Raw genomic sequence first — 19725 nt, forward strand, 5'->3', positions numbered from 1 at the left:
CGCACTCTCTGCTCTTGATCTCCCACGCGGCCTCATAATGGGCCATCAGGCTTTTCAGAGCGGCAGAGAGTCGGTCTTACCTGTGTGCCATCGGGTAGCTTACTCACGCAACCTCGGGAATAATTTCATATCATCATATAACTGCCTGGCCTGGCGTCATCCACCGATACGTCTACTCGGAACCATGCTTGATCGGAACTATGCTTGATAGGCGCGCTGATAAGCGAGTACTGACCAACAGATACGCGCCATTTTGTTTGCCAGGGCAATAATGGCCTTGCGTTGCCCTACTCGCGCCGCCAGGTGGATAATCCATTGCGCCAGGCGGTCGGAAGGGTCCTGGCGCTGAAATTGCCTCAAGGCGGCTCGTGCGCCATGTACCAACTGACGACGCACTTCGCTGTTACCTCGTTTGGTAATACTTTTCAGAATGTCTTTACCACCACTGGAATGTTGCCGCGGTACGAGGCCGATAGAGGCGCTAAACTGGCGCCCATTTGGGAAGCGATGGGGGTCGCCCATATGACTCACCAGCAACGTCGCGTTCACAGGACCAATGCCGGGCACACTCATCAACTGTTGCATGCGCGTATCCGCTTTTACACAGGCCTTTAGCCGCTTGTCATGGCCAGCGATGCGGCTATCCAGTGACTGCCACTCGTTCACCAGGTCAGCAAGCACCTCGCTGAAGGCGGCACCCAGCTGCTCTCGACGCTCGTCCAGCAATCGATGTATATCCCCCTGGCGCATCACGCGATGGCCCTGGGGCACAATGATCCCCCTCTCATGGAGCAATCCACGTAGCTCATTGCCGACCGCTGTCCGCGCACGAATGAGACGGCTACGGATGCAATGTCTGCTGCTCCTGCGTCTTCACCGCCACACGGGGGTAGCGGGCCGTGCGGCCGCTTCTGCAATACCCGCCGCATCCCGTGCATCGTTCTTGTGACCTTGAATAAACGGCTTGACGGCCTGAGGAGGCAACAAGCGGGTGTCGTGGCCCAGTTGTTTGATTTCGCGCGCCCAATAGTGCGCAGAACCACAGGCCTCCATGGCGACGATACACGAAGGCAGTTGAGCCAGCAGGGGGCGAAGCTGATCACGCGTCACCTTTTTGCTGAACACCTTGTGTCCCTTGTCATCAATGGCATGTAGCTGAAAAACATGCTTGGCAAGATCGATACCCACAATGCTAATGTTATTCATGGATGGACCCTCTTTCACGATGCCGTCAGTGTTCTGCACACATGAGATGAAGTGCTTCTTCATCCTGGCACAGAGGGACGGGTCCATCCCATTTCCCACAATGTTTATCAGGCCTTCGGGGTTGGCTCAACCCCATTCGCTGGCTGAAGCCTGCTCCTACAATGTTCATTGGCTCCTCAACTCTCAATGCTTTGTCATCCCTGTGGAAGCCCGTTTATCAAGCCTCAAAACCGGTGGGAATCAGTCCATCAAATCCCAGGGCTTGGTTAAACATTGTGGGAGCCCAGTTCCACTGGCCGAAGGCCTCCCGGGGTTGGCTCGACCCCATCGCTGGCTGAAGTTGAATACTCAGATTTTATTTTAAAGCCTGCATTTACAACTTTATTTTATAAGCGACTTCAATTCATAATGCTAGAAGCTAATTAAAATGAGTGGCGGGCATGGTATGCAAAAAAGTCATCGGCTTAGGCAGGGAGGGTATTCGCTAGAAAATGCCTATTATCTAATTACGATTGCCACACAAAATCGCCATCCTGTCTTCACGCAGTTTGAGGCGGCCTGCTGCGCCTCCAGGTGTTTTTATCATCCTCGTGTCCAGGAGCTTGCATCGACACTTTCGTTTGTCGTCATGCCAGATCACATTCACTGGCTTATTCAGCTTAATGGCAGCCTTCCAGAAGCCGTTCGACGCTACAAAAGCTATGTCTCGTTGGGAGTGGGGAGGAGAATCTGGCAGCGAGGTTTTCATGATCGAATGATTCGACAAGAAGAATCATTAAAAGAGGTAACCAGATACATCGTAGGCAATCCGCTAAGGGCAAATTTAGTGCGGGATGTTAATCAATATAGCTACTGGAATGCGGTATGGCTTTGATCAGATGTCGTAAATTTACCCACCTTGGAAGCTTGGTTTATTGATCGAAGGTTATGGGGATAGCTTCACCCCCATCGCTGGCTGAAACCTCTTGGGCCGGGCAAATTTTGATAGGTTTGCCATCATGGGAAATAAAGCGGTTTTGACAGCTTTTTTTAAGATTAAAGTTAATTTCATTAAATTATAATTAACAACGAAAGAAAATTTCTAGCAATGCCTTCGGGTGTTCGTCAAGCGTTTGCTGGGGAGGATGTGATGCCAATACCAGAAAAAGAAGCACTCATCCGTGAGCTTGTCGATGTGATGGAGCGGTTTCATGCGGAGATCGGACAGAAACCTGATCAATATGAAGCCGTTGTGAGTTATCCAAACGACGGTCATTTACTGATTAGGCTGCAAGCTGTAGACCGAGATGCAAATAGCCAAATGCGCTAGCCATTATCATTCCTATCAAGCGCGTAATGCTTGTTGAAAAAGAGGTATAGCTGAGACGCGTTTGGCTTTTACATAGCCGGTCCTGCCACCAACCGAAAGATCCATTGAGCTATGCGATTCTAACGCTAAAACGCTCTTAAGGAAGCTCACGCTCTGAAAGCTTAAGAGAACACGGCTTTATCCAAGCGCTGGTCATAGCCTCCTGCAGCCTGTGGGAGTTGAATGATGCAGGGCTTCATTCCTACCAAGACGCTCGTCATGAGCGGCATTCATACAGTGCCTGACGCGGCAACTGCTAAGCAGTGTTTCCGATCCATTAGCGAATACTTAACGTTTCTATATTTTTATCGAACATCGCGAAAAACCTCGTACTTCTAGTGCGAGGATGGATAGCGAGGGGCGCGAGAGCGTCCCTAGTCCGGCCTCGATTGTTGCTCAATATACTGTTTGACCATGCTCAGGGGGGCGCCTCCGACACTTCCCGCAAAGTAGCTTGGACTCCACAGCGAGTTCTTCCGGTAGGCGGGCTGCACCAGTTCAGGGTGTAGTAACTTCATCCGCCGGCTGGATACCCCCTTCAAACTATTCACCAGCTTGGATACCGCCACTTTGGGTGGAAAGTTGACAAGCAAATGGACGTGATCGGTTTCACCGTTGAACTCCTGTAGCTCCGCCTCGAAGTCCCGACACACTCGGTCGAAAAGCAATTCGAGGGAGTTGAGATGCGCGCCGGTGAACACCTTGCCCCGATACTTGGTGACAAAGACCAAATGGGCATGGAGTTTAAAAACGCAGTGTCTTCCTGTTCTGATAGCTTGTTTGGTTTCCATAGACCAAGTATATTCGAAGCCATGAAGCAGACCAAGACCCTCAAGGTTCGAGTGAAGGACAAACACGCCGCCGAGCTTAACCGCATGGCCCGCAGCGTGAATTTTGTTTGGAACTACCTCAACGAACTGTCTTCTCGAGCCATTCGGGAGAAAGGTCTGTTTCTGTCTGCCTACGACATGCATCCCTATACCAAGGGTGCTGGCAAGGACCTCGGCCTGCACAGCCAAACGCTGCAATGCATCGCTGCTGAATACGTTGCCCGCCGCAAGCAGTTCAAAAAGCCCCGCCTGAATTGGCGCAAGTCCGGCGGTGTACGCCGCTCACTTGGCTGGATTCCGGTCAATACCGGCGCGGCCAAGTGGAAGAACGGGCAGGTATTTCACAACGGCACCTACTTCAAGGTGTGGGATAGCTACGGCCTGTCGACATACAAGTTCCGTGCCGGCAGTTTCAATGAAGATAGCCGGGGCCGGTGGTATTTCAATGCTGCGGTCGAGGTGGACGTGCAGCCGACGCTTGGGCAGGGCGCCGTTGGCATCGACCTTGGGCTCAAGGATGTGGCCACCTGTAGCGATGGAGGAAGGCTGGAAAATAGCCGCTTCTACCGCCGCATGGAAGACCAGTTGGCGACAGCCCAACGTGCGCGTAACAAGCGGCGGGTAAAGGCTATTCACGCCAAGATCAAGAACCGTCGCCAGGACGCGCAGCACAAGTTTTCCCGGAAACTCGTCAACCAGTACGGCGAAATCGTCGTGGGCGATGTTTCCTCAACCAAGCTCGCGAAGACCAAGATGGCCAAAAGCGTCTACGACGCTGGCTGGTCACAACTGAAAACGATGCTGGAATATAAATGCGCTCACGCAGGCATCGTCTTCAAGGTCGTTCGCGAAACCAACACCACCCGCGCCTGTTCGTCGTGCGGCTCGCTTAGCGGGCCGCAGGGCGTCAACGGGTTGCGAGTAAGGGTCTGGGAGTGCGTGGAGTGTGGTGTACTCCACGACCGGGACGTGAATGCGGCCCGGAATATCCTCAGCCTCGGGGCAGGACGTTGCCCTCAAGAAGTTGAAATCCCCGTCCTTTAGGGCGGGGAGGACGTCAATTGGAACGGTGGGCACCGGGTGGATCATCGCTTTTCTGGGGCCAAAGCTTTTACGCATCAACCTACAGGAAGAGTGTAAGCGCTACGAAAAAGAGATGTCCGTCGGCGCTTCCGAAGATGGTATGCATTCCGCATGGCATAAATACATCATTCGAGCTTATGAGCTTGCCACGCCCGGCTTGATTGCCGGTAAAACGGTATCAGAAGCAGAAGCCAGTGTTGATGGGCGCCTGTTCCTGGAAAACCTGCGCCGTGGAGAAAAGATTATTCCCTTTGATGGCGATACCGTTTTACAAGTAGGCGATATTGTTGCTGTCTCAGGTAATCATGAAGCGTTAGTAGAGTGGAGCAATCGGGCTAAGGAAGTCGCTGATCCAGAGCTTTTGAATATACCTGTTGAATCGGTCGATGTTTTTATTACCAATAAAAAAGCAAATGGGAAAAAACTCATTGAGCTTGCTCAGCAGCCTATGTCTCGAGGTGTTTACGTTACACGTGTTCGGCGAGGCTCAATGGGCGTAGATATCCCTTTATACGCGCAAACTAAAATACATCGTGGTGATATCGTAACTATTAACGGTACGAAGAAACATATTGACGACATAATTGGCGAATACGGCTTTGCTGACCGTCCTACCAGTGTTACGGATATGGTGTTAGTGGGTGCCGGTATCGTTTTGGGTGGTTTAATTGGTGCGATATCGGTTCCTGTCGATGGGATTCCAATTACGCTTTCTGTTTCGGGCGGCGCGTTGATTGCGGGTATTCTTATTGGGTGGTTACGTAGTTTCATACCGAAGCTCGGTACAGTGCCAAGCGCAACGCTTTGGTTTATGAACTCGGTAGGTTTGAATATATTTATTGCTGTGGTGGGCATTACGGCGGGTCCCACGTTTGTTGCTGGGCTTCAACAGGTCGGCTTCGAGATATTCTTCTGGGGGCTATTTGCAACCGCTGTCCCGATGGTACTCGGCCCATTGATTGGTAAATATATTTTTCGTTTCGACCCTGCGATTAATCTTGGCTGCTGCGGTGGGGCCAGAACGAGCACGGCATCTGTCGCTATGGTATCTGAACAAGCCAAAAGCAACGTGCGCATGCTTGGGTATACGGTGCCCTACGCTGTCAGTAATACGTTTTTAACATTGTGGGGCATGGTTATCGTTATATTATTATCGTAAGGACCTATTTGAAAATGCCTGCGCGGTTCAAAACCACCGCGCGGGCATTTTTCATTCACTTAAGCCAGAAAAGCCATCCCAGTCGCCATGAACGGCATTCATGCAGTACCTGACGCGGATGCGATGAAAGTCGCGTCCGATTGCGTTATGATAGCGGCCTGATTTCTTTCATGAACTGAATAATGATGGGCGATAAAGAACGTGACAGTGGTGTGGTCGCTGTCGGTTTTATAAATCGCTATACTGAATAAATGGTTCTCCGGCTATGGATGGCCGCAACGCGCGGGAGGCTCTAAAGAGCCTCTCACGTTTTGCTTTCTTACTGTAAATCGATTGGCTTAAGCAAGGGCAGCGAGGCTAGCCAGGCTTCTCTGAACCAGGGCAGATGCTTTTGCCTGTGAGTCTGATTCACAGTAGCAGCGCAGTTCTGGGGCATTGCCGGAAGGGCGCAAGTGCACAATATCGTTGTTTTCCAACGTTATGCGTAAGCCATCAATTGTATTTATATCTTTAATGGGCGCTGCGAAGCCTAAAGCTTCCTGCATCTCTTTAGGGGCTTCTCGCCACGTTGCTAACAGAGCATTGCTCTGCCAGGTAGGAAAGCCCTTAAGTCGGTCGCTTGCGGTATATCGTAAAGGAAGGTTGGCAAATAACTGCGACAGCCTGATACCTTGTTGGGCAGCTGTTATCATCAGGGTTAACGCGGGTAAAAGTGCATCGCGGGTGGGGAGTGCTGCTAGTGCACGGTTGTCTACTTCCAGCTCACTACCTAGCAAAAAGCCACCGTTGGCTTCAAAGCCTGCGACTCGATCAAACTGCTTACTGAGCGTTGCCATATTGGCCAATACATAGGGCGAACCGATGCGTGTTCGTTCAACCTTTTTAAACGCACCGCATGCTTCAATGGCTGTATTACAGCTTACTGGAACAGCAAGTGCTTCAATCCCCAGCGCTCGTGCGCACAGTAAGCCCACCACATCACCACGTTGCCAAGTACCTGTCTCATCGCCGACCAGAGGCCTATCGCCGTCACCATCAGTAGAGAGCAGGGCATGCAGCTGGTACTGTTTTGCCCATGCGCTGCCCTTTGCCTGATCTTCTTCGCTTACTGCCTCGGTATCCACTGGAACAAAGGTTTCGCTACGACCGAGTATAACCACATCGGCACCTAGCTCGGCCAATATATGGACGTTTAAATCACGCCCAGCAGCAGAGTGCTGATATAGCCCTATGCGCCATCCTTTTAGTGGCTCGCCGGTAAACCACGAGGTAAAGTGCCGAGTATATGTCTCGCTGGCTGCATCAGAAACGACATTGCGTACTGGATGCACCTCTGCTGGCATTCGCGCAGTTGAGGTAGAGATCGCATCCTCATCCTGTTTGGTAATTTCGCCATCAGGCCGATAGAACTTAATCCCATTACGATCAAAAGGTATATGGCTACCGGTAATCATTATGCAGGGAATACCATCTGTCATGGCCTGCAACGCAAGTGCAGGGGTGGGCAGTACGCCATAGTCATCAACTTCAACACCCATGGCGTGGGCGGCGCCAGTGCACGCTGCTACCATGGCTGGGCTGCTGGGGCGGAGGTCCATGCCGATTGCAATCCGTTTTACGTCAAAGCTCGACTTCATGGCAGAAATGAACGCCACGCTAAATGCGGCACATACCTCGTCAGTAAATTGCTCTACCAGCCCTCGTGCGCCGCTGGTACCGAAGGCAATGCCGCTGTCTGCAATAATGGCCGCTGCTAAACGTGTTGAGCTCAACGTGTTTCTCCAGAATTAAAAGCCGGTGTGAAATAGTAAGCATAATAAGTTTACGCAATGAATTTAACACGCTGTAAAGCCGGAGCCATGGATTACCTGTAGTCGGGGAGCTATTCGAAGGCGTAAAAAAAATGACCCCGCAAGCGGAGGCCATCAATAATGAGCGTTTAAGAACGGTTGTCGCGAAACTCTTAGGCTTCTGCCGCACTTAGGTTTAAGCCCACCAAAATAGGGTCATGATCTGAGCTGCGGAATGGGTCCGGGGCGTACAAGTTCTCGACCTGGCGCTCATAGGTGTACTCCGTGTTGTAATCCAAGGCAGTCGCTTCGTCTGCATTGATATGCCAAGTCGTGGTGCCGGTAACCTGCTGGGTCAGTGATTCGCTGGCCAATGCATGATCCAGCGACCCCCAGAAGCCATCAAAGACATAGCTATAGTCGTCATCGAGCAGCTCAAACCCTGCTTCTTTCAGCGCCGTGATAGGGTCTTCCATGGCATAAGCGTTCAAATCACCCAGGATGAGTACGTCTTGATCGTCACTGCCTGTTGGATTGCTTTCCAGCCATTCAAGGAGCTCCTTGGCTGCTTCAACGCGTGTCGGGTTGTTGTTGCCTTGACCGTCACCAATGGCATTCTCGCCATTGATCACACTGCCCTTTGACTTGAAGTGGTTGACGACTACGGAGAACTGCTCGCCGTTATCGTCGGTGAAGGTCTGCATGACCGGAGGGCGGCTTCCATAAGCAAACGCGCCGTCGGTCTTGGTGGCAGCGTCACCGGCAGGTGTCACCGCTTGGCTGTTATAAATCACACCCACCGCTATAGCATCAGTACCAGGGCTTGCGATACTACCTTCGGCATCCTTGGGAGTGCTATAGTCCCATGTGACACCGTCAAGACCTTTTAGCTGGGCATCGGCATTCAAGGCATTAACAAGGGCCGCAATGGCACTGTCTTCCCCGAAGCCGTTGTTTTCAACTTCCATCAGGCCCACTACATCGGCACCGCTGGTATTGATTGCGTTAACGATCTTGGCTTCCTGACGGGAAAACTCTTCAGCGTTATTGGCGCCACGCGGTGAGTGCTCAGTGCCGTCAAGGGTGGTTGTTTTATTGCCGTTTTCATCCAACGTATTGAAGTAGTTAAGTACGTTGAATGACGCCACCTTGATTTCAGCATCGCCCAAAGTATCGGTATCCGGTGTGGCGGGGCCGTAGAAATCCAAGCCATCTACATTTTGTACTTTCCACTCCCCATGGCTGAAGTCCAGTACACCTTCCAGGGTGTCCAGCATATCGCCCCCGCGTAGCGGATTGGTAGCAGAGAGCTCTTCACCGTTACGACCATAGATAATCGGGTCCGGGTTTTGCGACGAGTTGGCATCATCGATCTTGATCGTGCGGGCTTCTGCGTCCTCGAGCCAAGCGCTATAGCCTTCCACGCTCGGCGCGTTGACCTCAGTAAACTGCTCCAGGCGGCCGTTGGCAGAAAGCGTAACTTCACCGTAACGGCCTAGCTCGTAAAGCTCAGTAACCACTAGCGGCTCGCCATCGAGTGCTTTAATGGCGACACGCATGCCTTCAAACGCTTCCAGGCCCTGTTTGTTGGCAAAAGGTAGCTTGATGGCCTGGCTCTGGGGCAGAGGCTGCTCGCGAGCCAGAATGTCGAGACTGGAGCGGTCAGCGGTAAGCTGAGTCTTGTCATAAAATTCTGAAACGGTGCCACCAATACGGATCTGGTCGCCCGCAGAGAGCTGCTCAAGCCATTCACTGCTGCCACTCCCTGCATAAACGAAGATTCCTTCGGAGGTCAGCGGGTTATCGTCGTTGTCCTCATCTTCTTCTTGCAGAAAGAAGCCATCCATACCGGGCGTCACCATGGTAACGATCGCTTCTAGCGTGACATTCTCGTCATTTAGCGCGCTGGTACCGCCTTCACCCTGAACCGTCGAAATCAGCGTAATTTCGGGCTCCGGTTTGATGGCAACGCCAGGAGAGGCGAGAGCGGGTACGTCGCCACTATTACCCCCCGCGGCAGAAGAGCTAGCTGCACCCTCTTCATCTGTCTGCGTGAACGCTTGGCGGTCCACGTTCCACGAAGCGGCGTCGTTATTTGACGTGTCGGGGTAGGCTTCAAAGCCAACTTTGTTGCCATCAATACGCGGGTCGCCCTGCCAGAGGGTGACGGCATCGCCACCACTGCCCAAACCGGCGGCATTGTCGGCAAAGCCAACTTTCAGGCTGTCGATGTTACTGATGTTGCTCCAGGCCTCACGGAACTGGGCCACGGCATCAATGCCACCATCGACGATCACAATGGAGGATTCGCCCGGTGCCAGCGTGGTCAGGCCTTCGATAAGCACGGCATCTTGCGGGTTGGCGCTGTCGTCGTCGTAGTAGAGCGGAGATTCAGCAAAGTCCAGAGTGTCACCAGAACGGTTGGTGATTTCAAACCAGTCTTCGGTGATATCCGTACCGGCTTGCCCTGGCCAGATCTCGGTAATGACTAGGCCAATGTCACTTTCACCCGGCACATAAGGCGCCTCCATCGTGCCAATACGAAATTCCATCGTTGCGTTATCGGGCAGGGCATTGCGCTCGAAGGTCCAGTTATCTGGATTACCAATCGCTGCTAAAAGCGCGTCTGCCGTACCGTAACCATCGGCGGTAAAGGCCGCGTTACGCGCGCTGCCAACGGCAATGGCCGTAGTGCCATTTTCCAGGTCTGGCGGTAGGGCCGAGTTATTGGAGTTTGTGGCGGTTTCTTGCCACTCACTGCTATTGGTCTGAATGGCATAGATAAAGGTAGGGTTTGTATCTTCACCCACAAACGCAATAACCTGGTCGCCACCCACGGAAAGGTTGAAACTGCCATTACCTACCGCCGCGCTGTTGGCATTAGAGAACTGGTCGGCATTTTGCGTGTGAGAAATCACTGTGCCCGGGGCAACACCGCCTGCTGGCGCTGTCCATTTCACTGCACCTTCATTGGCTCGGAAGCCATCACCCGTCCAGCCGGAATCCGTAAAGGTAATTTCTGCCCCTTCGGCGATACCGTGTAGTGCAACAAACTGAAACTCTTTGTCACTACCGCTAACGGCCGTAACGGCGATATCGCCTGCACGCGGGGCCATATCCGGCAGCGCGTCAAACATAATATCCGTACCGATAAACTGCTGCTGGCTATCTGGAAGGTCTTTCGAAGACCGACCATCATCAAACCAGTCGACCGTACCGCTATCAAAAAGCACGCTGGCTGAAATACCTGCATCGCTCATTTTTACGTCAAAAAGCGCTTCGGGTTTTGCGGTGAGCGCCTCAGGAATGGTGTTTAGATCGATGCCGTCAATTTCGCGAACAGCATGGTGTCCGTCCCATAAATAGAGTCCAAAACCAGCGTCATCGCCATCATCTACAGGGCCTGCCAGAATCAAGTAACCTTCTTCTCCAGCAGGCTCAATGGCGCGCACGGCCCGGCCATCAAGATCCAGCCGCAGCGGCTCGCCAAATGATGCTTGGGTAGCGCTGCCATTTACCAAGTCGATAGCGTTGGAGACTGGTAACAGTTGGGCGAAATCGTCGTCCAACGGCGCCCGCAGGCCAAGGTAAAGGGTCTCGTCGATAAACACCGCACCTTCTACATTTATTCCCAGCTCCAGTTTCAGCGCGTTATCCCCTAAACCATGCTCGTTGTTCGCATCCCAGGCAGCGAGCTGTTTGGCTAGATCGGTAAACTGGCCGGTCACGCTGATATCGAATGTGTCAGCGCTATCACCGGACACTTCTGTAGTGAATATCATCGAGCGCTGGCCGCTTTGATGCGAGCCTAGCCAGTATTGAACCCCCTGGTAGGTGGCTACGGCTTCGAGGTCCACTTCCTGGCTATCGCTGAGACCCAGCGCATCGTTCAGATTAATTGCCACAAGTGGCGCGCCGCCCGTTTCGCGGTCATAAAGGCGTAGGGTCTGATCTTCATCGTCCGCGACCAGCATTAGTTGCTCGTCAATGGCAACGGCTGCTGATGCGTCTGATGCGCCCTGGTAGTAGCGCTCGCCTAGCTGAAAATCGGGTTGGGGTGTTTTTCCCGGCTCAGGTTCTTCGGGCTGTTCCGGTTCTTCGGGCTGTTCCGGTTCTTCGGGCTGTTCCGGTTCTTCGGGCTGTTCCGGTTCTTCGGGCTGTTCCGGTTCTTGGGGCTGTTCCGGTTCTTGGGGCTGTTCCGGTTCTTGGGGCTGCTCCGGTTCTTCGGGCGGCTCCGGTTCTACAGGCTGTTCCGGTTCTTCGGGTTCAGGCTGGGTTGCCTCGTCCTCGATTTGGTTAATCAGATGGCCTAGCAATGTATCGAAACTAGTATCAGTTGCATTGTCACCTTCACCCGCGAGGGGTTGCAGCATCCTGGACGGCGCTAACTGTTGACTTTCGTTGCTCGCCTCGATGGCTTGTAGAATGTTTTCACGTGAAGCGCCAGTAGAAAGTAATTCCAACCAGTAGTCAGCGCCAGTGGGCTCCGGCACGCGTCCCAGCACCCCCTGATACGCCTGAGTAAGCCAGGCTGTATCGTCATACGTAGCAATCGTTTGGAACTCGGCAGAAGTCTTGAAGCTTTCAGTTACCTCCTGCAGCGTTAATCCTTCACGCAGCGTGTTGGCCCAGTAGGTGAGGCCCTCTGTATCGGCTGATCGCAACAGGTAAGTGGTATAAAGCTGGGTGATCGGTTGAATCACTTCGTTAAACTCGGTGCTGGCCAACAGGTTGCGTGCAACACCCTCGACATCTATTTCACGGCGATCCAGCAAACCCGCCCAGTAACGCTGTCCTTGATCATCGGGTTGGCGTAACAGCAGCGTCTGGTACAACGAGCTAACAATGATCTGGTTATTCATGTCCATTTTCCGTCCAGGTAAGCAGTCATTCGTTTGTGGTTTGGGTCATGTATGCACATGTTGCAAGCGACATGCATGACAAGACCCTGTCAATATGCGGCGTCCATCGTTCGCAATATCACGTGATTACCTAACCTAACGCTTGGGTATGTCATGATTGTGACGTTTTAGATATCCATATTGACGCTGTGATACAAACCGTTGCCCAAGCATTGAACTCTTGGATAAAACGATTTTTTGCACGAATTTATTCAAAGTGTCATATAGCCGTCACTGTTAGCTCAGTAACATCCCTCATCGCTTGAAGGGGCGAATACTCAAAAAAGAAGGGGATTTCAATGAGCAACTTTCAGCTACAGCTTCTGCACGCCGCTGATATGGAAGGGGGTGGCGGGGACTTACTGAACGCACCCAATTTCGTTTCCATCGTCGACCACCTGGAAAACCAGTACGCCAACTCATTGTTTGTGAGCTCGGGTGATCTGGTGTTGCCTGGGCCCTATTTAAGTGCTGCGTCTGAAGAGAGCCTACAAGCTGCGTTCCAGACCGCCGTAGAGGATGTTTACGGACTGGAAACGGGCTCCATGAGTGGTATTACAGCCGCCTCGGGGCGGGTTGAAACGCTGCTGATGGATCTGGTCGATGCCGCAGCAGTGGCGCTGGGCAACCATGAGTTCGACTTGGGAACCGACCTGATTGCCGACATGCTCGCGCCCGTGGTCAATGGTGAAAGTGCTGCCGACGTAGCGTGGCTGGGTGCCCAATTCCCCTATATATCTGCCAACCTGGACTTCTCAGAGGATTCAGCGCTTAGCGGTTTGGCCACCAACGAGATATTTTCACACGATGCATTTCAGTCGACGCTTGAAGAAGTGCTGGCTGATGCGAACAAGCCTAAGCTTGCCCCGGCAGTCATTGCTGAACGTGGCGGTGAAAAGATTGGCATTATCGGTGTTACCACCCAGATTCTCGAGAGTATTTCATCGATAGGCGGTGTAGACGTGCTCTCAGGTGGCAGCAATGATATGCAGGCCCTGGCCGCTATCATTCAGCCGGTGGTTGATGACCTGGAGGCGCAAGGCATCAATAAGATCATCCTGAGTGCGCATTTGCAGCAAATTCAGTTTGAAGAAGAACTGGCGACCCTGCTGGACGGCGTCGATATCGTTATCGCCGGTGGTTCGGACTCGCTGCTAGCCAATGAAAATGACATTGACCGCGGTCTGTTTCCTGGCGCGGGCGAGCCGTATGACACCTACCCGATTCTCACCAAGGATGTTTCCGGTAATGACGTGGTCATCGTGAACACCGATGCCGGTTGGCGCTATGTCGCTCAGCTAGTGGTCGAATTTGACGAAAATGGCCACGTCGTCACCGACTCGATTGAGCAGACCACTTCAGGCGTTTACGCCTCGACGGATGAGCAGGTAGAAGCTCTGTGGGGCAGCCTGGAAGACGCTTTTGCTGACGGAACCAAAGGCCAGATTGCCCAGGACCTTGTCGGTGCCGTGGGTGAGTTCGTGGCCGACCAGGATGGCAATGTTCTTGGCCTGTCCGATGTATATCTGGTGGGAGAACGCGGCTCGGTGCGCACCGAAGAGACCAATCTCGGGAACCTCACTGCCGACGCCAACCTCTGGTATGCCCGCCAGCTGGATGACGATGTCATGGTCTCGTTCAAGAACGGCGGCGGTATTCGTGAAGCGATTGGCGAAGTCGTCGTGCAAGGCGGCGATAGCGAGCCCAGCTATCAGGCACCGTCTGCCAATGATGCCATCGGCAAGCCAGCAGGTGGTGTATCTCAGTTGGACGCCGCTTCGGCACTGCGCTTCAATAATGACCTGGCCATCCTGACGGTTAACCGCAGCACGCTGCTTGACGTGTTAGAGCACGCCGTAGCGGCCGCCGCCCCTGATATCAGTGCAGGCCAGTTTGCCCAGGTGGGCGGCGTTCAGTACAGCTACGATTGGGAGCAGCCCGCAGGGCAGCGTATTCAAAGTGCTGCTATTCTCAACGAAGACGGCCAAATTCATGACGTGCTGGTGGCCAACGGGCGCTTGGTCGGCGATGCAGACGCGACCGTAAAAGTCGTTACCCTGGGCTTCATGGCTGACGGTGGCGACGGTTATCCGCTAGGAGAAGACCAATATCTTGAACGCGTTGATCTGCTTGAAGCCTATGAGCTGGATGGCAAGTTCGACTTCGCTGAGAAGGGGAGTGAGCAAGACGCCTTCGCCGAATACATGGGCGCCATGTATAGCGAAACACCGTTCAGCGAAGCTGAAACGTCGAGTAGCGAAGACCTGCGCATTCAGAACCTGGCATTCCGCGATGACGCTGTGCTCAGCGAAGCGGTTGATCCTCTCCTACGACTGTATGATGCGGCCTTTGAACGCGATGCCGATGGCGCGGGCCTGGGCTACTGGCTGGACGTCAGCCAGAGTGCAAGCCTTGACACTATTGCCAACAGCTTTATTGCCTCTGATGAGTTCAACGAGCGCCATGCAGGCATACAGGATGACGCCTTTGTTGAACTAATGTATTCCAACGTGCTCGAACGAGCGGCAGACGCGGCAGGTAAACAGTATTGGCTTGATGAAATAGCCAACGGTGCCGAGAAAGGTGCGGTAATGGTTGGTTTTTCCGAGTCTGACGAAAGCATGTTGCTATTTGGATGATATTTTCGTTCTGAATATATAAATCCTGCTCTTGTAACGCCCCTACCCTTGGCAGGGGCGTTTCTGTTATGCTGCCGCGATTAATCTTCGCGTGACTTCTTTGATTCAACGGTGATCCCTCCATGGCAAAGCAACAGGAAGCAACGGATCTGCAGCGTGCATTGAGCGCCTGTAAGGGTTCGTTTGTATCGGTGGGTTTTTTCAGCATGTTTGTAAACCTGCTGATGCTTGTTCCCCCGATGTATATGCTCCAAGTATATGACCGCGTACTTACTACCCAAAGCCTCGACACTCTTGTCATGCTCACCTTGGTGGTGGTGTTCCTTTTTATGGTGATGGGCGGACTAGAGCTTGTAAGGTCGCGGATGCTGGTCAGGATTGGGAATCGGCTGGATACCACGATTAATCAACGACTGTATAGTGCAATGTTTCGCCGCAGCATTGTTGCTCCAGGTACGCAAAGTGCCCAACCATTAAATGATCTAACAAACTTACGCCAGTTTCTCACGGGAAACGGCCTGTTTGCCTTTTTTGATGCTCCATGGGTGCCTATCTATCTTGGTATTTTGTTCATTTTTCATCCATGGCTGGGCATATTTGCCACCTGCGCTGGCATCATTTTATTCGTACTTGCCTTGGTCAATGAAAAATCAACAAAAGGCCTGTTAGCAGAAGCTAATAGCGAGCAAATCCAGGCGCAAAACCTGGCTAACTCCAACTTGAGAAACGCAGAAGTACTGCATGCCATGGGCATGTTGCCGGGCATCATGGGCCGCTGGTCCAAGCGCCACCATGAGTTTCTTGCCAAGCAGTCCCAGGCAAGCGACCGCGCCGGTGCATTAACAAATACATCTAAAGTGATGCGTCTTCTATTCCAGTCCTTGATTCTTGGCCTGGGGGCACTGCTGGTGCTCAATGGTGATATGACGCCAGGTATGATGATTGCAGGCTCTATCCTGATGGGCCGTGCACTGGCACCTATCGACCAGATGATTGGTGGCTGGAAAGGCTTTGTTGCCGCACGAGGCGCCTATAGTCGGCTGAATGATTTACTTACCCAAATACCTGATGATCAACGCCGCATGTCGCTACCGGCACCTCAAGGTATTATCGATATTGAAAACGTGGCTGCAGCGCCTCCGGGCACGCGTATGGCAACTATTCGTGGTATCAACTTCAGTGTAGCCAAAGGCGAGCATGTTGGCATTATTGGTCCTAGTGCGGCCGGTAAGTCCACCTTGGCTCGCGTGCTGCTGGGTATCTGGCCAACTCAAGTTGGCGATGTACGCCTTGATGGCGCTGAGATTAATCACTATAACCGAGACGAATTAGGTCCTTATATTGGTTACTTGCCTCAAGATATTGAATTGTTTGATGGCTCTATCAGCGAGAACATCGCTCGATTTGGCAATATTGATTCTGCGGAAGTAGTTGCAGCTGCGAAAAAAGCCGGCGTGCATGAGATGGTGCTGGAGCTTCCCAACGGGTACGACACTATTATCTCTTCTACTAGTGGCGCACTTTCTGGAGGGCAGCGTCAGCGACTTGGTTTGGCTCGAGCGCTTTATGGCAGCCCTGTCTTGGTGGTGCTGGATGAACCCAATGCCAATCTGGATGAAGCAGGCGAGCGCGCATTAGGCCAAGCGATTTCTCATTTGAAAGCCGAAGGCACAACTCTGTTTGTGATTAGCCACCGGACCAGTGTCCTCAAATCCATGGATAAGCTACTGGTCATGAAAGAGGGCCAGGTAAGCATGTTCGGGCCTAGAGACCAGGTGCTCGCCCAGTTTGCCAAGAAACGCCCCCAAGTCGCGCAGCAGAATGCAGCTCGCCTTTCCGCTATTTCCGGTGGCCGTAGCGGCGGCAGTGAGGAGTCGTAAGATGAGCAACCGTAAAGACCAGCTTCCGGCTAAAAACGAAATAGATGTGACCCCGCAAGGCCCCGCCACCATTGACGGTGAAGCCCAGGAAGTGTTGCCTACCAGCGATAAAGGCTATCGCAAGCTGGGCTACGCGATTTTGGGTATTGCGCTAGGTGGCTTCATAGTGTGGTCGGTGACCGCCTCCCTGGCCGTTGCCGTGGTTGCTCCAGGTAATGTATCAATGGAGTCGTTCAAGCGCACCGTTCAGCACCTTGAAGGGGGCATCGTGCGCGAGCTGCTGGTGTCTGACGGCGACAAGGTAGAAGCCGGCCAGCCGCTGGTGGTGCTGAGCGACACCCAGGTGCGTTCACAGTTGGAAATTGCCCAATCCCAGTATTACATCAATCGGGCAATGGAAGTGCGCTTACTGGCAGAGCAGCAAGGCGCCTCGTTGCTGGAAATGCCCGAAGAGCTCAGCTCTGTCGACAACGAGCGTGCTCAGCAGGTGACCGCCGTGCAGCAAGGTCTCTTTCAGGCACGTCGCCAGTCGCTTCTCAGCACCTTGGAAGCCATGGATGAGCAGATCGTCCAGATGCAAGAGCAGATCGATGGCTTGGAAGCACGCACGCGGGTTAATAATCAGCGCATCAGCTCGCTGCGCTCTGAAGCCGAAGACTTCCGTTCGCTCTACCGTGAGGGGCTGGGTGATAATCAGCGCCTTCGTGAGCTTGAACGCCAGATCTTGCAATACGAAGGTGACAACGCCGAGTTCCAAGCCAATATGGCTCAGCTGCGTTCGCAAATAAGTGAAAACCGCATGCAGAAAGAGACCACTCAGCAGGAGTTTCAGGCTGAAGTGGGTGAGCAGTTGCGTAACGCTCAGTCGCAGATCGCCGAAGCGGAAGAGCGTATTACCTCACTGACCGATCAGGTAAATCGCACTGTGGTAAGCGCGCCCGTATCGGGCACTATTGTTGGTCAACAGGTATATACCGTGGGTGCCGTTATTCGTCCTGGCGACTCTATCATGGACGTTGTGCCTTCCAATGACGGGTTTGTGGTCGAGGCTCGTGTGCCCACGCGCGATATCGATAACCTGTTTTTGGGGCAGCTCGCCGAAATTCGCTTCTCGGCTTTTAACCAGCGTCTCACTAACATTATTGATGGCGAAATCATCCACATAAGTGCCGACAGCTTTGAAGATGAGGCGACTGGGCAGCGCTATTATAAAACGCGTATACGTGTTACTGACGAAGGCCGCGAAGATATGACTGAGCAGATGCAGTTGCTGTCTGGCATGCCTGCCGAAGTGATGATCCGTACTGGTGAGCGTACCTTTGCCAGCTACATCGCCAAGCCTGTTACCGATATGCTGGCTCGCGCTATCCGGGAGGACTAATGACACGGACGCCACGCTTTACCTTAAGTGCGCTCAGCATTGCGGTTGCCTTGTTTAGTCATGCGGCATTCTCACAAAGCGACGTGCCTGTTGACCAGCAGTCGCTGAACGAATTTGAAGCGCTAAACGATGCAACTGGCGAGCCTCAAACGCTGCCCTCGCTGCCGGGCTTGTTCGTTCGTGCCCTGGAACACGACTCTGATTTGTCACGCCAGCGGTTTGAGCTTGAAGCCACGCGGGAAGAAATTCCCATGGCGCGCTCACGGTTGCTGCCTCAGGTAACCGCTACGGGCGGATACTTGTGGCAAGACTCAACCAATATTCAAACCGTTGAAGAGATAGATCAGTTTGGTAACACCCAGCGTCCCGGTGAAATAGACGAAGCATATTGGCAGGTCCAGCTACAGCAGCCGCTCTTTAGTCTTGAGCGCTGGCGTAGCGTCGATGTTGCGGGCGCCCAGGTAAGCGCCGCTGAACTTCAGCTAGCCGTTATTGAGCAAGAGCTTGCGATGCAAGTTAGCGAAGCGTACATAAAAGCTTATCTGGCAGCCCAGCGCTCAGGTTTGCTCGAAGCCCAGCAGGAGTCGCTCGATTTGCAGGTGCGCCAGGCAAGCCGCGCCTTTGACTTGGGCGTGGGGAACCGCGTTGACTTACTGGAGGCTCAAGCCCGTTACGACCAGGCGGTGTCAGACGCGGTAGAAGCGGAAAACGAGCTGGATAATGCGCTAAGTGAGCTAGAGCGCCTGACCGGAGTGATGCCTTCCTTTGCAAGCAGCCCGCCGAGCGAGTTATCCAACGTAACGTTGGATGACGAGATGGGTGAGGCAGAGCAATGGCTAGCGCGTACAGGGCAAAATCTTAATGTCCTGCTGGCGACCGAGCAGCAAAAAATTGCCCAAGCGGATACTGGCGCCAGGCGTGCGGGCTATTACCCAGAGCTTAACCTGAACCTCAGTTACTCCGACCGCATTAGTGATGATGATTTGCGAGAAAGTGAAGATTACCGGGCCGGTGTTGAGCTAAGCGTGCCTATTTATCGCGGTGGTTATACCAATGCCAGCGTGCGCCAAGGCGAAAGACGCATCGAAGCAGGCCAGGCAACGGTTGATAACGAACGCAATCTGGCCATGCAGGAAGTTCGCCGCCGTATTCGAGCATTGAACGGCGGGCAGCGTCGGCTGGAGGCGCTGAATCAGGCAATTGCCTCAGGTCAACTCTTCCTGGAAGCGGCTGAAAGGGGCGAGCAACTAGGTCTGCGCGACCTGGTCGATGTGCTAGACGCACGGGCAAGCTTCTACGACCAACGTATCCAGTATGTCGATACGGTAGGTAATTATGCGCTGGACATGTTGGCGCTGCAATCAGCCGTGGGCAGTCTAGAGAGCCAAGACCTGGATCGCATCATGGCGCTACTGGCCTCGATGTCTACGTCAGTGCAGGTAGCCCGGTAGTCAGCAACTATGGCCGTTATAAAAACAAGTCAAAGCAACGAATGGTTGCGACGTGCC

At 53.2% G+C, this 19725-nt stretch carries 13 protein-coding genes; 8 read left to right on the forward strand and 5 right to left on the reverse strand.

Features of this window, described 5'->3' with window-relative positions; genetic code table 11:
* Positions 1-198 precede the first annotated feature (198 nt).
* Positions 199-849 carry an IS110 family transposase gene (locus tag ACT3TJ_RS06455; protein ID WP_193057067.1) on the reverse strand — a complete coding sequence of 217 codons (651 nt, stop codon included), beginning with the start codon at positions 847-849 and terminating at the stop codon, positions 199-201.
* 24 nt (positions 850-873) lie between these two features.
* A complete protein-coding gene (locus ACT3TJ_RS06460) occupies positions 874-1206 on the reverse strand; it encodes an IS110 family transposase (protein ID WP_193057023.1) in 333 nt (110 codons plus the stop codon).
* A gap of 445 nt (positions 1207-1651) precedes the next feature.
* Between ACT3TJ_RS06460 and ACT3TJ_RS06465 the strand changes: the two genes are divergently transcribed.
* Both ACT3TJ_RS06465 and ACT3TJ_RS06470 read left to right on the forward strand, forming a co-directional pair.
* Entirely contained in the window at positions 1652-2080 is a 429-nt protein-coding gene (locus ACT3TJ_RS06465; RefSeq protein WP_193057022.1) for an REP-associated tyrosine transposase, read from the forward strand.
* A 255-nt stretch (positions 2081-2335) separates the two neighbouring features.
* A complete protein-coding gene (locus ACT3TJ_RS06470; protein ID WP_193057021.1) occupies positions 2336-2515 on the forward strand; it encodes a hypothetical protein in 180 nt (59 codons plus the stop codon).
* Between the two features lie 413 nt (positions 2516-2928).
* Here the strand turns inward: ACT3TJ_RS06470 and tnpA are convergent, their stop codons facing one another.
* Complete coding sequence (gene tnpA / locus ACT3TJ_RS06475; protein WP_084812773.1) at positions 2929-3345, reverse strand: IS200/IS605 family transposase; 417 nt, start codon at positions 3343-3345, stop codon at positions 2929-2931.
* On the opposite strand from tnpA, the gene ACT3TJ_RS06480 reads away from it, so the two are divergent.
* Positions 3238-4428, forward strand: coding sequence for an RNA-guided endonuclease InsQ/TnpB family protein (locus tag ACT3TJ_RS06480; protein ID WP_444665509.1), 1191 nt, complete (start codon positions 3238-3240; stop codon positions 4426-4428). The two genes, tnpA and ACT3TJ_RS06480, sit on opposite strands and share 108 nt — an antisense overlap.
* A 25-nt stretch (positions 4429-4453) precedes the next feature.
* Positions 4454-5626: an aspartate:alanine exchanger family transporter gene (locus ACT3TJ_RS06485; RefSeq protein WP_319643862.1), complete on the forward strand. Its 1173-nt coding sequence runs from the start codon at positions 4454-4456 to the stop codon at positions 5624-5626.
* 338 nt (positions 5627-5964) lie between these two features.
* On the opposite strand, the gene ACT3TJ_RS06490 is transcribed toward ACT3TJ_RS06485, so the two are convergent.
* Positions 5965-7398 (reverse strand): phosphomannomutase, encoded by a 1434-nt coding sequence (locus ACT3TJ_RS06490; RefSeq protein WP_193057226.1) that lies wholly within the window; start codon positions 7396-7398, stop codon positions 5965-5967.
* Between the two features lie 191 nt (positions 7399-7589).
* Positions 7590-12278, reverse strand: coding sequence for an ExeM/NucH family extracellular endonuclease (locus tag ACT3TJ_RS06495; RefSeq protein ID WP_444665510.1), 4689 nt, complete (start codon positions 12276-12278; stop codon positions 7590-7592).
* Between the two features lie 338 nt (positions 12279-12616).
* On the opposite strand from ACT3TJ_RS06495, the gene ACT3TJ_RS06500 reads away from it, so the two are divergent.
* From ACT3TJ_RS06500 to ACT3TJ_RS06515, 4 genes are all read left to right on the forward strand, one after another.
* Positions 12617-14956, forward strand: coding sequence for a DUF4214 domain-containing protein (locus ACT3TJ_RS06500; RefSeq protein WP_444665511.1), 2340 nt, complete (start codon positions 12617-12619; stop codon positions 14954-14956).
* A 122-nt stretch (positions 14957-15078) separates the two neighbouring features.
* Positions 15079-16836, forward strand: a complete 1758-nt coding sequence (locus ACT3TJ_RS06505; protein WP_193057229.1) for a type I secretion system permease/ATPase — start codon at positions 15079-15081, stop codon at positions 16834-16836.
* 1 nt (position 16837) lies between these two features.
* Entirely contained in the window at positions 16838-18217 is a 1380-nt protein-coding gene (locus tag ACT3TJ_RS06510; RefSeq protein WP_193057230.1) for an HlyD family type I secretion periplasmic adaptor subunit, read from the forward strand.
* The gene (locus tag ACT3TJ_RS06515) at positions 18217-19668 is read left to right on the forward strand and encodes a TolC family outer membrane protein (RefSeq protein WP_444665512.1); all 1452 of its coding nucleotides are present in this window, start codon (positions 18217-18219) and stop codon (positions 19666-19668) included. The genes ACT3TJ_RS06510 and ACT3TJ_RS06515 overlap by 1 nt, the downstream gene beginning before the upstream one ends.
* Positions 19669-19725: the final 57 nt, after the last annotated feature.

Source organism: Halomonas sp. AOP30-A1-24 (assembly GCF_052378165.1).
Taxonomy (GTDB): Bacteria; Pseudomonadota; Gammaproteobacteria; order Pseudomonadales; family Halomonadaceae; genus Vreelandella; species Vreelandella citrativorans.

What these genes read in the sequence shown, in the direction of transcription:
- tnpA (WP_084812773.1), bottom strand. Translation starts at nt 3,345, where the DNA reads ATGGAAACCAAACAAGCTATCAGAACAGGAAGACACTGCGTTTTTAAA.
- ACT3TJ_RS06460 (WP_193057023.1), bottom strand. Translation starts at nt 1,206, where the DNA reads ATGAATAACATTAGCATTGTGGGTATCGATCTTGCCAAGCATGTTTTT.
- ACT3TJ_RS06470 (WP_193057021.1), top strand. Translation starts at nt 2,336, where the DNA reads ATGCCAATACCAGAAAAAGAAGCACTCATCCGTGAGCTTGTCGATGTG.
- ACT3TJ_RS06515 (WP_444665512.1), top strand. Translation starts at nt 18,217, where the DNA reads ATGACACGGACGCCACGCTTTACCTTAAGTGCGCTCAGCATTGCGGTT.
- ACT3TJ_RS06510 (WP_193057230.1), top strand. Translation starts at nt 16,838, where the DNA reads ATGAGCAACCGTAAAGACCAGCTTCCGGCTAAAAACGAAATAGATGTG.
- ACT3TJ_RS06495 (WP_444665510.1), bottom strand. Translation starts at nt 12,278, where the DNA reads ATGAATAACCAGATCATTGTTAGCTCGTTGTACCAGACGCTGCTGTTA.
- ACT3TJ_RS06505 (WP_193057229.1), top strand. Translation starts at nt 15,079, where the DNA reads ATGGCAAAGCAACAGGAAGCAACGGATCTGCAGCGTGCATTGAGCGCC.
- ACT3TJ_RS06465 (WP_193057022.1), top strand. Translation starts at nt 1,652, where the DNA reads ATGCAAAAAAGTCATCGGCTTAGGCAGGGAGGGTATTCGCTAGAAAAT.
- ACT3TJ_RS06480 (WP_444665509.1), top strand. Translation starts at nt 3,238, where the DNA reads ATGCGCGCCGGTGAACACCTTGCCCCGATACTTGGTGACAAAGACCAA.
- ACT3TJ_RS06500 (WP_444665511.1), top strand. Translation starts at nt 12,617, where the DNA reads ATGAGCAACTTTCAGCTACAGCTTCTGCACGCCGCTGATATGGAAGGG.